Annotated in this window: 18 protein-coding genes; 10 read left to right on the forward strand and 8 right to left on the reverse strand. The window is 62.2% G+C overall.

The genetic code is table 11. The features are described 5' to 3' along the window. Positions 1-41: 41 nt before the first annotated feature. Together WH87_RS02650 and WH87_RS02655 are read left to right on the forward strand one after the other, a co-directional pair. Positions 42-1,592 (forward strand): UxaA family hydrolase, encoded by a 1,551-nt coding sequence (locus WH87_RS02650; protein ID WP_407060021.1) that lies wholly within the window; start codon positions 42-44, stop codon positions 1,590-1,592. Beyond that, on the forward strand, positions 1,592-1,927 hold the full coding sequence (locus WH87_RS02655; RefSeq protein ID WP_046139941.1) for a TfoX/Sxy family protein: 336 nt from the start codon (positions 1,592-1,594) through the stop codon (positions 1,925-1,927). The genes WH87_RS02650 and WH87_RS02655 overlap by 1 nt, the downstream gene beginning before the upstream one ends. Positions 1,928-2,067: 140 nt before the next feature. Here the strand turns inward: WH87_RS02655 and WH87_RS02660 are convergent, their stop codons facing one another. Both WH87_RS02660 and WH87_RS02665 read right to left on the reverse strand, forming a co-directional pair. After that, on the reverse strand, positions 2,068-2,694 hold the full coding sequence (locus WH87_RS02660; RefSeq protein WP_046139940.1) for a class I SAM-dependent methyltransferase: 627 nt from the start codon (positions 2,692-2,694) through the stop codon (positions 2,068-2,070). Then, positions 2,694-3,608, reverse strand: a complete 915-nt coding sequence (locus WH87_RS02665; protein ID WP_046139939.1) for an SMP-30/gluconolactonase/LRE family protein — start codon at positions 3,606-3,608, stop codon at positions 2,694-2,696. Before WH87_RS02665 ends, WH87_RS02660 begins: the two co-directional genes overlap by 1 nt. A 131-nt stretch (positions 3,609-3,739) precedes the next feature. Between WH87_RS02665 and WH87_RS02670 the strand changes: the two genes are divergently transcribed. Beyond that, complete coding sequence (locus WH87_RS02670; RefSeq protein ID WP_046139938.1) at positions 3,740-4,924, forward strand: alpha-hydroxy acid oxidase; 1,185 nt, start codon at positions 3,740-3,742, stop codon at positions 4,922-4,924. A 141-nt stretch (positions 4,925-5,065) separates the two neighbouring features. Next, positions 5,066-5,365: a GIY-YIG nuclease family protein gene (locus tag WH87_RS02675; protein ID WP_046139937.1), complete on the forward strand. Its 300-nt coding sequence runs from the start codon at positions 5,066-5,068 to the stop codon at positions 5,363-5,365. A 130-nt stretch (positions 5,366-5,495) separates the two neighbouring features. On the opposite strand, the gene WH87_RS02680 is transcribed toward WH87_RS02675, so the two are convergent. From WH87_RS02680 to WH87_RS02690, 3 genes are read right to left on the reverse strand one after another with little or no spacing between them, the layout of a single operon-like run. Beyond that, entirely contained in the window at positions 5,496-6,296 is an 801-nt protein-coding gene (locus tag WH87_RS02680) for an anti-sigma factor family protein (RefSeq protein WP_046139936.1), read from the reverse strand. Then, positions 6,293-6,799, reverse strand: coding sequence for a sigma-70 family RNA polymerase sigma factor (locus WH87_RS02685; protein ID WP_046139935.1), 507 nt, complete (start codon positions 6,797-6,799; stop codon positions 6,293-6,295). Before WH87_RS02685 ends, WH87_RS02680 begins: the two co-directional genes overlap by 4 nt. A gap of 17 nt (positions 6,800-6,816) precedes the next feature. Then, on the reverse strand, positions 6,817-7,215 hold the full coding sequence (locus WH87_RS02690; protein WP_046139934.1) for a COG4315 family predicted lipoprotein: 399 nt from the start codon (positions 7,213-7,215) through the stop codon (positions 6,817-6,819). A 205-nt stretch (positions 7,216-7,420) separates the two neighbouring features. Here WH87_RS02690 and WH87_RS02695 point away from each other — a divergent pair, with 205 nt between their 5' ends. Then, the gene (locus WH87_RS02695) at positions 7,421-8,398 is read left to right on the forward strand and encodes a PfkB family carbohydrate kinase (protein ID WP_052726542.1); all 978 of its coding nucleotides are present in this window, start codon (positions 7,421-7,423) and stop codon (positions 8,396-8,398) included. A gap of 3 nt (positions 8,399-8,401) precedes the next feature. Here the strand turns inward: WH87_RS02695 and WH87_RS02700 are convergent, their stop codons facing one another. Continuing rightward, entirely contained in the window at positions 8,402-9,988 is a 1,587-nt protein-coding gene (locus tag WH87_RS02700) for an L-aspartate oxidase (RefSeq protein WP_046139933.1), read from the reverse strand. A gap of 90 nt (positions 9,989-10,078) precedes the next feature. Here WH87_RS02700 and WH87_RS02705 point away from each other — a divergent pair, with 90 nt between their 5' ends. Next, entirely contained in the window at positions 10,079-10,552 is a 474-nt protein-coding gene (locus tag WH87_RS02705; RefSeq protein ID WP_046139932.1) for a hypothetical protein, read from the forward strand. Here the strand turns inward: WH87_RS02705 and nadA are convergent. After that, positions 10,549-11,616: a quinolinate synthase NadA gene (gene nadA, locus WH87_RS02710; RefSeq protein ID WP_046139931.1), complete on the reverse strand. Its 1,068-nt coding sequence runs from the start codon at positions 11,614-11,616 to the stop codon at positions 10,549-10,551. The genes WH87_RS02705 and nadA overlap by 4 nt on opposite strands. A gap of 124 nt (positions 11,617-11,740) precedes the next feature. Between nadA and eda the strand changes: the two genes are divergently transcribed. The 4 genes from eda to modB all read left to right on the forward strand — a co-directional run bounded on the left by eda (position 11,741) and on the right by modB (position 14,485). Then, positions 11,741-12,376, forward strand: a complete 636-nt coding sequence (eda, locus tag WH87_RS02715; protein ID WP_046139930.1) for a bifunctional 4-hydroxy-2-oxoglutarate aldolase/2-dehydro-3-deoxy-phosphogluconate aldolase — start codon at positions 11,741-11,743, stop codon at positions 12,374-12,376. Positions 12,377-12,504: 128 nt separating this feature from the next. After that, positions 12,505-12,873, forward strand: coding sequence for a winged helix-turn-helix domain-containing protein (locus WH87_RS02720; RefSeq protein ID WP_046139929.1), 369 nt, complete (start codon positions 12,505-12,507; stop codon positions 12,871-12,873). 65 nt (positions 12,874-12,938) lie between these two features. Continuing rightward, positions 12,939-13,673 (forward strand): molybdate ABC transporter substrate-binding protein, encoded by a 735-nt coding sequence (modA, locus tag WH87_RS02725; RefSeq protein WP_046139928.1) that lies wholly within the window; start codon positions 12,939-12,941, stop codon positions 13,671-13,673. A gap of 128 nt (positions 13,674-13,801) precedes the next feature. Next, complete coding sequence (gene modB / locus WH87_RS02730) at positions 13,802-14,485, forward strand: molybdate ABC transporter permease subunit (RefSeq protein WP_156167939.1); 684 nt, start codon at positions 13,802-13,804, stop codon at positions 14,483-14,485. Between the two features lie 129 nt (positions 14,486-14,614). Here the strand turns inward: modB and WH87_RS02735 are convergent, their stop codons facing one another. Further along, positions 14,615-15,010: a RidA family protein gene (locus WH87_RS02735; RefSeq protein ID WP_046139926.1), complete on the reverse strand. Its 396-nt coding sequence runs from the start codon at positions 15,008-15,010 to the stop codon at positions 14,615-14,617. Positions 15,011-15,104: the final 94 nt, after the last annotated feature.

Below are 15,104 nucleotides of genomic sequence, written 5' to 3' on the forward strand. Positions count from 1 at the left end.
CCGTAAAGCTTAGTTGAGACCCGACCTTCGAAAGCCGTCTTATGTCCGAAACGATGACCCCTCCATCTGCCCGCACGCTGGTGCTGAACTCTGCCGACAATATCGCCGTGGCTTTGGCCAATCTCGATGTCGGCACCGATACCCCACAGGGCGTGCGCATTGTCCGCCGCGTTCCGCGCGGGCACAAATTTGCCACCCGCCCGATCAATGCCGGCGAGGCCATCCTGAAATTCGGTCAGATCATCGGTTTCGCCAAGGAAGCCATTCCGGCTGGAGATTGGATCCACGAGCACAATTGCGGCATGGGCGGCGCCGACGGCACCCTCAAGCACGACTATGCCTTTGCCGAGGGCGCCATTGCGCCCGACATGGTGCCCTTCGATCAGCGCGCGACCTTCGAGGGTTACCGCCGCGCCAATGGCAAGGTGGGCACCCGCAACTATATCGGCATCCTGACCTCGGTGAACTGCTCGGCCACCGTCGCCAAGTTCGTCGCCGAAGCCATCAACCGCTCGGGGATTCTGGAAGACTATCCAGAGATCGACGGCGTCGTACCCTTCGTGCACGGCACTGGCTGCGGCATGGAAAGCCAGGGCGAGGGCTTTGATATCCTCAAGCGCACCCAGTGGGGCTACACCTCCAACCCCAATCTGGGCGCCGCCTTGCTGGTGGGTCTGGGTTGCGAGGTGTTCCAGATCGGCCGCATGAAGGAAATGTATGGCATTGCCGAAGGCGAGACCTTCCAGACCATGACCATTCAGGAGCGCGGCGGCACCAAGCGCATGATCGAATGGGGCGTGGAGAAGGTGAAGGAAATGCTGCCCACCGCCGCTGCTGCCCGCCGCGAAACGGTCGACGCATCCCATCTGATGCTGGCGCTGCAATGCGGGGGCTCGGACGGCTATTCGGGCATCACCGCCAACCCGGCGCTCGGCTATGCCGCCGACATTCTGGTGCGCAATGGCGGCACCGCGATCCTCAGCGAAACGCCCGAAATCTACGGCGCTGAACATCTGCTGACCCGCCGTGCCGTCAATCGCGAAGTGGGCGAAAAGCTGATCGAACGCATCCACTGGTGGGAAGATTACACCCAGCGCAATCGCGGCGAGATGAACAACAACCCCTCCCCCGGCAACAAGCTGGGCGGCCTGACCACCATTCTGGAAAAATCGCTCGGCGCGGCCGCCAAGGGCGGCACCACGCCACTGACAGCCGTGTACGAATATGCCGAACCCGTCACCGAAAAGGGCTTCGTCTTCATGGACACGCCCGGCTTTGACCCCGTCTCGGCAACCGGCCAGGTTGCTGGCGGCGCGAACCTGCTCGCCTTCACCACCGGTCGCGGTTCGGCCTATGGCTGCAAGCCCGTCCCCTCGATGAAGCTCGCCACCAATTCGGACATGTATGCGCGCATGACCGACGACATGGACATCAATTGCGGTGACATCGTCGAAGGGGTGTCCATCGAGGACAAGGGCCAGCAGATTTTCGACATGCTGATCGAGATCGCCTCGGGCAAGCACACCAAGTCCGAAGACCTCGGCTATGGCGACAACGAATTCGTGCCATGGCAGGTCGGCGCGGTCATGTAATGGGCAGCCAGAAGAGCACGCTCGACTACATCATCGAACAGGTGGAGACGGCCGGCACCGTCTCCTCCAAAGCCATGTTCGGCGAATATGCGCTCTATTGCGACAGCAAGGTCGTGGCCTTCGTGTGCGACGACCAGCTATTTATCAAGCCCACCGATGCTGGGCGGGCCTTCCTCGGCGAGATCACCGAGGGCCATCCCTATCCGGGATCGAAGCCCTATTTTCTGATCGAGGGTGATCGCTGGGATGACAGCGATTGGCTGAGCGAGTTGGTGCGGGTGACGGCGGCAGCATTGCCGCTGCCCAAACCGAAGGCTGCGAAGAAGAAGGTCTGAGGGATCGGAGTACCCCTCCTAACCTCCCCCTGATAGGGGGAGGGACAGATTGCGTTTGGCGCGCTATGGCCGAAAAACACTGGCCGAATTCCTCCCCCTTTTCAGGGGGAGGCTAGGTGGGGGTACTCTTCCCAAAACACCTAAATCACCCGATAGACCGACCCAACCCGATCAGCACTGGAGCGGGCGTCGCCGACATCACCCACCGCGTAGGATGCCACCAACGCCAGCTGCTCAACCGGCAAATCCCGGCGGTCTGGATCGCCGATTAGCACATCAATCCCCGCTGCAACGCAGGCGCGCAGAAACGGCAGCATGAGCGTGGCAACGTCGGGATTGTAAAACACATCTCCTGCGGCGATCAGATCGAAGCCTTCCGGAACCTCGGCCAGACCCACCGCAACCAGCGGCACGGCAACGCCATTGGCCGCGGCATTGAGACCAATGGCGGCTTGGCCATTGGGGTCCATCTCGGCGGCACTGACCTTTGCGCCTAGCTTGGCAGCTGCGATGCCAACCAGCCCCGACCCAGCGCCAAGATCCAGCACACGCCGCCCCGCAACAAGTTCGGGATGCGCGCGAAAATGCTGCGCCAGTGCCAAGCCACCCGCCCATTGATAGGCCCAGTAGGGCGCGGGCGGATCGTCGCCTTCCGCCAACAGCGACAAGCGACTGCCGGGATGAGCCGTATAGAGCACGATATCAGGCAGCGACGGCACCGGATCGAGCCGCAAATGCTCGACGATGAAGGCGCTACGCCGATCCATCAGGGGCGCTGCAGCCCCGTGGCGCCGACATAAATGGTCATCAGATATTGGCTGGCGGTGATGTAGAGCTGGTTGCGGCGCGGGCCGCCAAAGGTGACGTTTGAGGTCTTGGCGCCAGTCTTGATGCGGCCGAGCAATGTGCCCGCCGGATCATAGACATTCACGCCCAGCCCGGCGCTGGTCCAGATATTGCCGTCGGTATCGAGCCGGAAGCCATCAGGCAGGCCGGAGTCGATATCGGCAAACACTTTCCCATTGCTCAGCTTGCGGCCGTCAACGCTGAACTGGCGAATATGGGCTGGCCAATCGGGATCATGGCTCTGGCCGGTGTCGGAAACGTAGAGAATGGACTCGTCGGCCGAAAAGGCCAGCCCATTCGGTTTGGCGAAATCATCGGCTACGACGGTCAGCGAGTTATCCGCCGGATCGAACCGATAGACGAAGCACCCGTCCTGCTCCTGATCGGATTTGTAGCCCTCATAATCGCTCAAAATGCCGTAGCTGGGATCGGTGAACCAGATCGTGCCGTCGGACTTGACCACCACGTCATTGGGCGAATTGAGACGCTTGCCGAGGTAGCGATCGACCAGCGTCGTCACTGTGCCGTCGGGCTCGGTGCGCAGCACGGCGCGTGCCCCATGCGAGCACGAAATCAGCCGCCCCTCGCGGTCGCGCGTATTGCCATTGACGTAATTGGAGGGCGTGCGGAAGGTGGTGACGCCCAGGCCCGGTACATAGCGCAGCATGCGATTGTTGGGGATGTCGCTCCACACCACATATTGCCCATCGCCAAACCACACCGGCCCCTCGGCCCAGCGGCAGCCATCATAGAGCACATCGAGCGTCGCGATGCCGACCGTGAGGTCGTAGAATTTCTTGTCGATGACTTCGAGCGCGTCGCCGCCAATGGCCATGTGGGCCTCCCTTTTTGGTGGGCATTTGAGGGGAAGCCGGAAGCGAGTGCAAGGGGGTGGGCTTCGACCAATGGCCAGCATTGACGACTAACATGTTAGTTGCTACGGCAAGGCAACCTTGGGAGCCCAGCATGGCCGCACTCGATAAAATCCTCACCGTCGACGAAATGAAAACAGCCGCCCGTCGGCGCGTGCCCAAGATGTTCTTCGAATATGCCGATAGCGGCAGCTATACCGAAGGCACCTATCGGGACAATGAGAGCGACTTCAACAAGATCAAGCTCAAGCAGAAGGTCGCGGTGAACCTTGAGGGGCGAAACCTCAAGACCAAGATGCTGGGCAAAGAGATCACCATGCCTGTGGCCATTGCCCCCGCCGCAACCGGCGGCATGCAGGTGGCCGATGGCGAGATCAAGGCCGCGAAGGCCGCCGAAAAATACGGCATTCCCTTCGCGCTTTCGACCATGAGTGTCTGCTCGATCGAAGACATTGCCGAAAACACCACGGCGCCGTTCTGGTTCCAGCTTTATGTGATGCGCGATCGGGGCTTCATCGAGCGCCTGATCGACCGCGCCAAGGCAGCGAAATGCTCGGCGCTGGTGCTGACCATGGATTTGCAGATCCTGGGCCAGCGCCACAAGGATATCCATAACGGGCTCTCGACACCGCCAAAATTCAATGCGTATTCGATCTGGCAGATGATGCAGCATCCCCTGTGGTGCATGCGGATGTTGGGCACCAAGCGCCACACCTTCCGCAATATCGTGGGCCATGTAAGCGGTGATCACGATCTGGCATCCCTGTCCGCCTGGACCGCCAGCCAGTTCGATCCGACGCTGAACTGGGCCGACATCAAGTGGGTCAAGGAACGCTTCGGCGGGCCCGTGATCGTCAAGGGCGTGCTCGATCCCGAGGATGCGCTGGCGGCAGTCAACAATGGCGCCGACGCCGTGATCGTCTCCAACCATGGTGGCCGCCAGCTCGACGGCGCCCCGTCGACCATCCGCGTGCTGCCGGAAATCATCGATGCGATCGGCAGCAAGACCGAAGTCTATCTCGATAGCGGTATTCGCTCGGGTCAGGACGTCATCAAGGCCATGGCCTACGGCGCTAAAGGCACCTTCATCGGTCGCCCCATGCTCTACGGTCTGGGCGCCGGAGGCGAAGCCGGCGTGACCCGCGTACTCGACATCATCCGCAAGGAACTCGACACCACCATGGCCCTCTGCGGCGAGCGCGACATCCTCAATGTCGGCCTGCACAATATCTATTCGAATGACCTGCCGGTGCGGAATGCTCCGGTGGTGAAGGGGTAGTCAGCACCGCTCACGACGTCATTCCCGCGAAAGCGGGAATCCCCTCCCACATACGCGACCAAAAGGGTGATTCCCGCTTTCGCGGGAATGACGCGGTGGGTAACCTGGACGCAGGGATCAATCGCTGGCCGGGGGACCGCGATGAAACAATTCTGCGTCTATATCCTCACCAATAAGCATCGAAACGTTGTCTATACCGGCGTCACCAGCAATCTGGTCGGTCGTACCTACACGCATCGCAACGACCTGCTGGATGGCTTTTCGCGCCGATACAAAGTGCATGACCTAGTCTGGTACGAGCACTATGAGACTGCTGAGTCAGCGATAACGCGCGAAAAGCAGATCAAGAAGTGGCGGCGGGCGTGGAAGGATGAGCTGGTTGCAGCGATGAACCCGGACTGGCGGGATCTGTATGAGGACGTGGCAAAGCATTGGTATTGAACCATGCTCCCTCAAATCACCGCGTCATTCCCGCGAAAGCGGGAATCCCCCTTCTACATGCGCGATCTCAAAGGGAGATTCCCGCTTTCGCGGGAATGACGCTGAGGGTGGGACGGAGAGGTGAAGAGCCCTACCCCCGATACCTCCCGGCCTCAACATCGCCTTCGGTCAACTGCCGATACACCGCCTGTGAGACCTGCTTCATCGCGCCTTCGGGCAAGGTGCCAACCACCGTACAGGTGATGCGGGCATTGGCCCAATAGAAGGCTTCGGCGCCGTCATAGGTGGCGAACTCATAGGCCGCCGTGCGGTCGGGCAAGGCGGCGGTCACGTAGATGGTGATGCGGTCCTTGTCGGTGTTCTCATACATCAGCTGCGCTGCACGACCACCGGCCTCGGGCTCGCCGGGCAGGAGCCGGCCACCGACCAGCGAAAAGCCTTCGCCACTGAGATCGGGCATGCCCAGATTGGTATCGAGACGATTGGACAGCCACGTGGTGAGGTGCTCACTATCGTCGCTGCCCACCTCCACCGCATGGCGGTTTTCAGCGACATAGACCGTGTGCGCGTTGACCGCATCGGCGATCAGCGTCTGGCTGACCGGGCGCGCATCGACCATGGGTCGGATCAACCAGCCTGCGCCTAGCCCAACGCCAACTAGCATCACCGCAGCAACCGCCCAGCCGAAACGGCGCTGCAGACGCTGCCCGCGTTCAGCCGCCAGGCGACGAGCACGCAGGCGCGCCGGAACAGGTTCGGCCCCCACGGGAGCGAACAGCGTCTGGATGGCATCGTTTTGCCGCTGAAACAGCGAGATCTCGATGGCTGCGTCGGGATTGGCCGTCAGGTGGGCAGCAACGGCGTCGCGCTCGGGGCCGTCAAGTTGACCATCCGCATAGGCCATCAGCATGTCTTGCGTGATCTGGCTCATTTGACCGTCCTTAAGTGGGGCTCGGCCGGGGTGCCGGTGGCGACGCGCAGGCTGGCGCGCGCACGAGCAAGGCGGCTCATCAGCGTTCCCAATGGCACCGCCAGAATGTCGGCGGCCTCCTGATAGGCAAGTCCTTCAAGGGCAACCAGCAGCAGGGCTTCCTTCTGTTCGAGGGGCAAAGTGTCGATAGCGCGCACCATTTCGGCCAGCGCCAGATGACCCGGCTGGCTGGCCGGAGTGGATGGCTCGGGCACGCTGTCGAGATCAACAGTTTCGCCGTGGCGCCGCGCCGCGCGCAGGCCATTGCGGTGGATATTGAGCAGGATCGTATAGAGCCAGGCGCGGATGGGCCCGTTGGGGCGAAACAATCCGCGCCGGGAAATGGCGCGCTCCAGGCAATCCTGCACCAGATCATCGGCCAAGTCGGCATTGCGCGTCAGCGCTCGGGCATAACGCCGGAGGGCTGGCACGCAGGCTTCGACCTGGTCGAGGAAATCGCTCAAGATTGCGCTCGCGGCAACTATTCGATGGCAAGGTGCCATACGCCGCCGACACCGTCACCTGTGGTGTCGCCAGCCTTGGTGTCCTCGTACCAATAGTAGAGCGGCCAGCCCTTATATGCCCACATGGACGAGCCGTCGTCGCGCTTGACGAGGGTGAAATCGCCCTCTGCCTTGGCGGCATCATCTGCGGCCAGTGGTGGCCATTTGGCGGCGCAGTCGTCATTGCAGACGCTCTTGCCGTCGCCCTTGGTGTCCTTGTCGAAGGTGTAAAGCGTCATGCCATTGGCGCCCGTCAGCACTTGTTTGCCGCCGATATCGACGGACTTGACCTCGCCGCCGAGATAATCGGCAGCAAAGCTTGGGGCAGCGAGAAAGGCCAGCGCAGCAGCGCCAGCAAGAAGTGAACGAAGGTGCATGGGACTTCCCTCTTGTTGCGAGGCATCAGGGCCTCAAAGGGATCAACACCGAAGGCTCAGCTTTAGTCCGTGGGCGATGCAAATATTTCCAAACAAGGCGCTGCGCCCAGGCGGCGGGCAAATGCCCACCTCTGGTGACAGTGCGGACAAAAATGCTATGTCCCTGCAACCGCGATCCAAAGCGATCGCCTAGTGGAGGCATTGCATGTTTGTTGTTGGTGGGGAAAGCCTGATCGATCTCAAGGCTGAAGTGGTGCTGCCCGATGGCGCGCTGATCGGTCGGGATGGCGAAAACCAGATCGTGATGACGGCCCATCAAGGTGGCTCGCCCTATAACTGCGCCATTGCGCTGGCCAAGCTGGGCAATGCTACCGGCTTTCTCTGCCCCATTTCCGCTGATGCCTTCGGCGACTATCTGCTCGGCCCATTGGAGGCTGCTGGCGTCAAGACGCTGCTGACCGAACGCGTCAAAGAGTACACCACGCTCGCCGTGGTCAATTTCGACGCCAATCACAATGCGCGCTACGGCTTTTATCGTCAGGCTGATGGCGCAATCGAAGCCAAGAGCGCCATCGCCGCCCTGCCCGCTGATCTCAAGCTCTACCAGATCGGCGGGTTTTGCCCGATCCTGCCGACCGAGGCCGCCGCCTGGCTCGAAATTGTCAACGCCGCCATCGCCAGGGGCGCGACCATTTCGATCGACCCCAATGTGCGCCCCAGCCTGGTGGATGATTTCGACGGCTACAAGCAGCGCCTCTCGACCTTCCTCGATCTCGCCCATCTGGTGAAGGTCTCGGAAGAAGATCTTGAAGCTCTCGACGCCTCCAAGAGCATTGAGCAGCACGCAGCAGAGCTGTTGTCCCGCCCTAATTGCGAGCTGGTTGTCGTCACGCTCGGCGACAAGGGCTCGCGCGCCTTCACCGCTGCAGGCAAGGCGACTGCGTCGATTTATGCGCCGCCCGTGTTCGGCGACACAGTTGGCGCAGGCGACAGTCTGATGGCCGGCATCCTGTCGTGGCTCGACGAACGCGGCCTGCTCAAGCCCGGCAAGCTCAACACGCTGGGCGATGGTGCCCTCAACGACATGCTGCGCTTTGGCGCGGTGGTGGCCGGCATCAATTGCGGGCGTAAGGGCTGCAAGCCCCCGACCCGCGCCGAAGTCGACGCCGTTCTCACCAAATAGAAACTAGGCCTCGGCGCGAACAGCCAAAGCCTCGTCGAGCGTCATCGTCGTATGATGCTCCCAGCTTTCGTCGGTCAACGGATAGTCGATGCGGTAATGACCGCCCCGGCTCTCCGTGCGCCGCAGCGCCGCCGCAGCCACCAGCGTGGCTGACGTCGTCATGTTGAGATAGGCGCTCGTTACGTGCTGAGCGCTGGCCTCAAGCTGGGCAATACTGCGCAGCGCCTGCCGCAACCCGTCCGCATCGCGCTCAACGCCCACGAGATCGGTCATCACCCGGCGCAATTGCTGCACCGCGGGCAGATCGCGCAGCACCTGCTCGGCCTTTTCGCCCTCCGCCTCGTCCCATTCGATCCCCTTGAAGGGTACAAGACTGCGCACCGGCTCGAGCCCGCCAATATCCTCGGCAATGCGCGCGCCATAGACTGTCGCCTCGAGCAGAGAATTGGAGGCCAGCCGGTTGGCACCATGCAGGCCCGTACAACTGGCTTCGCCGCACACCCAAAGTCCCGGCAATGACGAGCGTCCGCGCTCATCCACCTTGACCCCGCCCATATGAAAATGCGCCGCTGGCGTCACTGGGATCATCTGGGTCACCGGATCGATCCCCGCATCGAGGCAATATTGCGAGACCGTGGGAAACCGCGTCAGGATATCGGCACCCAGCACCTGCCGCGTGTCGAGATAGACCTTCCGCCCCGCCTGGATCTGCCGGAAATTGGCCCGTGCCACCACATCGCGCGGCGCGAGTTCGGCGTCAGGGTGAAGGGCGGGCATGAAGCGCTCCCCGAGGTCATTGACCAGAATGGCCCCCTCCCCGCGCAGAGCCTCGGTGGCCAGCGGCGCGGGATCGGCCCCAGTCGCAATCGCCGTGGGATGAAACTGCACGAACTCCGCATCGGCAATCGCCGCGCCAGCCCGCGCCGCCATGCCCATAGCATGACCACGCACACCCGGCGGATTAGTGGTCACGGCATAAAGCCCGCCCAGCCCACCTGCCGCCAGCACCGTGGCGCGTGCCCGAATAAACACCGGCTCGGAATATCGGTCGCCCAGCTTGCGGCAGAACACACCGACGATGCGCCCATTGTCCCGCGCCAGGCTCAGCACCGTGATACCCTCGACCACGCGGATGGAGGGGGTGCGCCGCACCTCGGCGATGATCGCCTGCATGATCGCCCAGCCCGCCCGGTCGCCCTCAACCTTGACGATGCGATTGGCCGAATGGGCGGCTTCGCGCCCCAGCGCGAAATTGCCGAAATCATCGCGGTCAAACGGCGTACCCCAGCGCGCCAGATCCTCAATTCGCGCTGCCGCCTCGCCGGTGACGCTCTCGGCGATCCCGTGATCGACAATGCCCGCGCCCGCCATTTCGGTGTCGAGCGCATGGGCATGGCTGCTATCGCCCTTGCCCACCGCCGCCGCGACCCCGCCCTGCGCCCAGGCCGACGATGCCCCCAGGCCCAACAACTTGGGCGACAACACGGTAACGGGGCGCGGCGCCAGCTTCAGCGCGGTGAACAGCCCCGCCAGCCCCGCCCCAACGATCAGCGCGCCATCAGCATTGAGAGTGTTGTCGAACGTGGCCATGACGGCTCCCGGATAAACGCTTGGGGGTTTGACTTAGGCGAAACTACGTATGACTCTGCGGCGCATTCGGCAGCTGGGCAGGGTAGAGCGGTGAATACACCGGACGACGACTTCAAGCAGGATAAACCCTGGCACCTTTGGGCCCGGGAAGCCTCTGCGCATTTCGAGCCCGAAATGCCAGAGCCGATCGCGCTCGATACGCTCCACGCCCTGTTTCAGACCGTCCTGACCCGTGCCGACTACCATTGCGCCTTGACCGGGCATGACTTTGGCCACGCCATAGACCAGCTGCAGGCCGTTCCCATCCAGCCCCGCCCCGATGGAGGCGCGCTGCATGTCGACAATTTCCTCTGCCTCAGCAAAGCCGCCACCGACGCCTTCACCCATGGCTATCTCACGATCGGCCCCGGGCTCGAAATCATTGTCGATCTCAGCCGGATCGATCCTGATTTCTTTGAGCAACTGCATCCCCTCGGGCGACTGCTGGTGAGTGAGGGCAGCACCCCGCCAGACCCGATTGCTCTGGCCTATCACCGTGACAAGATCTTTCTCAGCGCCGATTAATCCCGCTTCCGGCTCATCTCGATCATGCGCTCGACAGCGAGCCGCGCCGCTGGAATGATCTCCTCGGGCACGGTGATCTCTTCGCTCATGGTGTGCAGCGACCACAGCACGTTTTCGAGATTGATGCGCTTCATGTGCGGACAAATATTGCAGCCGCGCAGGAAATCGACACCCGTGGTTTCGGAGGCGACATTGTCCGACATCGAGCACTCGGTGACCATCACCACGCGCGGTGGCTTGGTGGATTTGACCCAGTCGATCATCGCCGCCGTCGATCCCGCGAAGTCCACCGCGTCGATCACTTCTGGCGGGCATTCGGGATGGGCGATGATCTTGGCCGTAGGATAGGCGTGACGCAGCTCGGAAATGTCATCGGCCGTGAACGTCTCGTGCACTTCGCACGAGCCCGCCCAGGTGATGATCTTTTTATGCGTCAGTTTGGCCGTATTCCGCGCCAGATACTGATCCGGGATCATGATGACCGTGTCGCCCTCGACCCGATTGACGATATCGACCGCATTGGACGAGGTGCAGCACACATCGGTCACGGCTTTCACCGCCGCCGAGGTGTTCACGTAAGTCACCACCGGCACGCCGGGATACATTTTGCGCATGGCGATCACGTCTTCAGCCGTGATCGATGAGGCCAGCGAGCACCCAGCCCGGCTATCGGGAATGAGCACCGTCTTGCTCGGATTGAGCAGTTTGGACGTCTCGGCCATGAAGTGCACGCCGCACTGCACGATCACCTGCTGGGTGACCTTGGTGGCCTCCACCGCCAGCTGCAGACTGTCGCCCACAATGTCAGCCACGCCATGATAGATCTGCGGGGTCTGGTAGTTATGCGCCAGAATGACCGCGTCCTTCTCCTTTTTCAGCCGGTTGATCTCAAAGATCAGCGGCGCATAAAACGGCCACTCGATCTCGGGGATCTTGTCCCGCACGCGATCATAGACCGGCGCGGTGGCCCGCTCGATGGCCTTGGAGAATTTCAGGTCGAAATGCTGCCCGAGGATGGCCCGGGCCTCATCGAGGGGCGTGATGGCATTGATAGTCTGAACCATGATCAGGCCCTCCCAAAGTTCGCCGGAACCTAGGGATTTTTTACGAGCATTTCAATGAACGCTCTTGCGGTAATTTTGCCACCGCCCTAACCGTTTCCCACCACGTGAACTGATGAGGCCCACCATGCCACAAGACGCAGCCGCAATTCGCTCCATTCTGTCGCTGGCCCCGGTCGTGCCGGTCATCATTCTCGATGACGTGTCGCAGGCCCGCCCCCTTGCAGAAGCGCTGGTCGCTGGTGGCCTGCCAATCCTGGAAGTCACGCTGCGCACGCCCAACGCCCTCAAGGTGATGGAAGAAATGGCCAAGGTCACCGGCGCCATCGTTGGCTCGGGCACCGTGCGCACCCCGCTGCACATGAAGCAGTCCGTGGATGCCGGTTGCCGCTTCATGGTCTCGCCGGGCATTTCGCCGCGCATTCTCGATGCTGCAGACGATATCGGCATTCCCCTGCTGCCTGGCATCGCGACCCCAAGCGAAGCCATGACAGCCTCCGAGCGCGGCTATAGCTTCCTCAAATTTTTCCCCGCTGAAGCCAATGGCGGCGCGCCCGTGCTCAAGGCTTTCGCCTCGCCACTGGCCGACATCACCTTCTGCCCCACCGGCGGCATCGATGCGGAAAAAGCCAAAGTTTACCTCAGCCTCCCCAACGTCATCTGCGTTGGCGGTAGCTGGATCATGCCAGCCGACGCCATCGCCTCGGGTGACTGGACGCGCGTGGAAACGCTGGCCCGCGAAGCCAGCCAGCTGCGCGGTTAAACCGCCCCATCAGTAGACCTTATCCTGAGCGTGTCGAAGGACGAGGTCGTGGCAGCATTGGTGAGCCCGACCTCGTGGTTCGACAGGCTCACCATGAGGTCTCAACAATAGGTCAGTCTGGAGCCGTCATGAGCCAAGTTCCCCCCGACGGCCTTTCTCATCTGCGAGTCACCCTCAGCGACACCGCCTATATGGGTCCCGGCCGGGCCGATCTCTTGGAGCTCATCGCCTCGACCGGCTCCATCTCTGCCGCAGGCAAGGCCATGGGCATGAGCTACAAGCGCGCCTGGAGTCTGGTGCAGGCGCTCAATTCCGGGTTTGGGATTCCGCTCGTGGAATCAAGCCGCGGTGGCGCTGCACAGGGCGGCGCACACCTCACCGAAGCGGGCACCACGGTCCTCGCCCATTACCGCGCCATGCAGGACAAGACCCGCGCCGCCATCGCCGACGATGTGGCTGCGCTGCGCGTCCGTTTCGATATTTCCGTCGGGAAATAACGCTTGCGCGGCCCTATGGGCTTTGCAACAGTCGATATGAAATTCAAAACATATCGGAGGACTGTATGAAGCGCATCCTGCTGGGCACCTTGCTGACAAGCCTGTTGCTGTCGACCGCGGCCCATGCTGACAGCGTCAGCGTTGCCGTTGCCGCCAACTTCACCAAGGTCGCCGAACAGCTGGCACCCCTGTTCAAGGCCGAAACCGGCCATGACGTGGTCTATAGCTTCGGCGCCACGGGTCAGCTCTATACCCAGATCAGCCAGGGCGCGCCCTTTGAAGTCCTGCTCGCCGCCGATGATGAGCGCCCCACCAAGGCCGTCACCGAAGGCCTTGGCGTTGAAGGCTCCGTCTTCACCTATGCCATCGGCGCGCTGGCGCTCTACAGCACCTCGCTCGATCTGACGGATGGCGAAGCCGTGCTCAAGGCCGACGCCTTCCACAAGATCGCCATTGCCGACCCAGCCGCAGCCCCCTATGGCCGCGCCGCAGTCGAAACCATCGAAAAACTGGGCCTGACATCAGCCATCGAGCCCAAGCTCGTGACCGGCGAAAACATCACCCAGACACTGCAGTTTGTTGAAACCAACAATGCCGAGCTGGGCTTTGTCGCCGCCAGCCAGGTCGTGGGCAAATCCAGCGTCTGGATCGTCCCCGCCGATCTCTACGAGCCCATCCGCCAGGACGCCGTACTGCTCACCACCGGCAAGGACAGCGACGCCGCGAAGGCCTATGTCGACTTCCTCAAGAGCGAAACCGCTGTCACGGTGATCAAGGCCGCCGGTTACGTCGTCGAGTAACGCGGCACTATGCACTGCGTCATCCCCGCGAAAGCGGGGATCTACCTTTCGGGCCGCGCCAAGGCAGATTCCCGCTTTCGCGGGAATGACGCCGTGCTCTAGGTTGGCGCCGGACGTGTGAGGAAACCATCGTGAATCTGGGCGACATCTGGACCCCGGTCAGCCTGACGCTGACGCTGGCAGCGATCAATACGGTGATCCTGCTGGTCATCGGCACGCCGATCGGCTGGTGGCTTGCCCGCAGCAAAAGCCGCTTCCGCGAAGCGGTGGGGGCCGTGGTCTCCATGCCGCTGGTCCTGCCTCCGACGGTTCTGGGATTTTACCTCTTGATCGCGCTCGGACCCAATGGCCCGGGCGGCTGGATTGCCAGTTTCTGGGGTGGCCGCACGCTGGCGTTTTCCTTCACCGGCCTCATCATCGGCTCGATCTTTTATTCGCTGCCCTTCATGGTCCAGCCCCTGCGCAACGGCTTTGCCGCCATCGGCGACGATGCGCTCGAAGCCGCAACAAGCCTGGGCGCAAGCAATTGGCAGCGCTTCTGGCGCGTCGCCGTGCCCCTCGCCCGCCCCGGCTACATCACCGGCGCCGTCATGACCTTTGCCCACACGGTCGGCGAGTTTGGCGTCGTGTTGATGATTGGCGGCAATATTCCCGGCCAGACCAAGGTCATCGCCATCGCGCTCTACGACTATGTCGAACGCCTGCAATGGCAAGAAGCCCACATCATCGCCCTCGGCATGGTGATCTTCGCCTTTGTCGTCATCGCCATCACGTTGACGATTGACCGCAGAGTGAACGTGCCAATGCCCTAGAGCCACCGGCCTGCTCCCTCTCCCTTTGGGGGAGAGGGTTGGGGTGAGGGGGCCTTTTCTCGGCTCAAAACGCGGGGAAGGCCCCCTCACCCGACCTGCGGTCGACCTCTCCCCCAAGGGAGAGGTAAGCTAGGGCCGCCGCGCCACCAGATCGATCTCCACCAACGCTCCCACCGCCAACGCGGTCACCCCGACAGTGGTCCGCGCGGGCAATTTACCCGCCTCGAAAAAACTCGGCCACAGCGCGTTGAGCGCGGCATAATCGCGCTCGAACTGGGTGAGGTAGATCCGCGCCATGGTGACATTCTCGAGCCCCAACCCGATCCCGCCCAGCACCACCTTGAGGTTCTCGATCACGCGTTCGGTCTGCGCCTCAATCCCCTGTGGCAGCGGGGCATCGGGCGCCTCCGGATCGGTCGGCATCTGCCCGGTGACAAACACCCAGCCATCCACCTCCACCGCATGAGAAAACGGCGCAACCGGGCGCGGACCAGAGGCGATGAGGTGATGGACAGGCATGCTCATGATGTCACTCCACTGTGATTGTGCTTGAGCCTCGACGCGCCGAACGCCATAAGTCAACTGCCGGAGCGCATCCTGCTCCGCAAAGGCCCATCGG

The sequence above is a fragment of the Devosia epidermidihirudinis genome (assembly GCF_000971295.1).
GTDB classification, from domain to species: Bacteria; Pseudomonadota; Alphaproteobacteria; order Rhizobiales; family Devosiaceae; genus Devosia; species Devosia epidermidihirudinis.

Coding starts and splice junctions, on each gene's coding strand:
- WH87_RS02650 (WP_407060021.1), top strand. CDS start 42: ATGTCCGAAACGATGACCCCTCCATCTGCCCGCACGCTGGTGCTGAAC.
- WH87_RS02655 (WP_046139941.1), top strand. CDS start 1,592: ATGGGCAGCCAGAAGAGCACGCTCGACTACATCATCGAACAGGTGGAG.
- WH87_RS02660 (WP_046139940.1), bottom strand. CDS start 2,694: ATGGATCGGCGTAGCGCCTTCATCGTCGAGCATTTGCGGCTCGATCCG.
- WH87_RS02665 (WP_046139939.1), bottom strand. CDS start 3,608: ATGGCCATTGGCGGCGACGCGCTCGAAGTCATCGACAAGAAATTCTAC.
- WH87_RS02670 (WP_046139938.1), top strand. CDS start 3,740: ATGGCCGCACTCGATAAAATCCTCACCGTCGACGAAATGAAAACAGCC.
- WH87_RS02675 (WP_046139937.1), top strand. CDS start 5,066: ATGAAACAATTCTGCGTCTATATCCTCACCAATAAGCATCGAAACGTT.
- WH87_RS02680 (WP_046139936.1), bottom strand. CDS start 6,296: ATGAGCCAGATCACGCAAGACATGCTGATGGCCTATGCGGATGGTCAA.
- WH87_RS02690 (WP_046139934.1), bottom strand. CDS start 7,215: ATGCACCTTCGTTCACTTCTTGCTGGCGCTGCTGCGCTGGCCTTTCTC.
- WH87_RS02695 (WP_052726542.1), top strand. CDS start 7,421: ATGTTTGTTGTTGGTGGGGAAAGCCTGATCGATCTCAAGGCTGAAGTG.
- WH87_RS02700 (WP_046139933.1), bottom strand. CDS start 9,988: ATGGCCACGTTCGACAACACTCTCAATGCTGATGGCGCGCTGATCGTT.
- nadA (WP_046139931.1), bottom strand. CDS start 11,616: ATGGTTCAGACTATCAATGCCATCACGCCCCTCGATGAGGCCCGGGCC.
- eda (WP_046139930.1), top strand. CDS start 11,741: ATGCCACAAGACGCAGCCGCAATTCGCTCCATTCTGTCGCTGGCCCCG.
- WH87_RS02720 (WP_046139929.1), top strand. CDS start 12,505: ATGAGCCAAGTTCCCCCCGACGGCCTTTCTCATCTGCGAGTCACCCTC.
- modA (WP_046139928.1), top strand. CDS start 12,939: ATGAAGCGCATCCTGCTGGGCACCTTGCTGACAAGCCTGTTGCTGTCG.
- WH87_RS02735 (WP_046139926.1), bottom strand. CDS start 15,010: ATGAGCATGCCTGTCCATCACCTCATCGCCTCTGGTCCGCGCCCGGTT.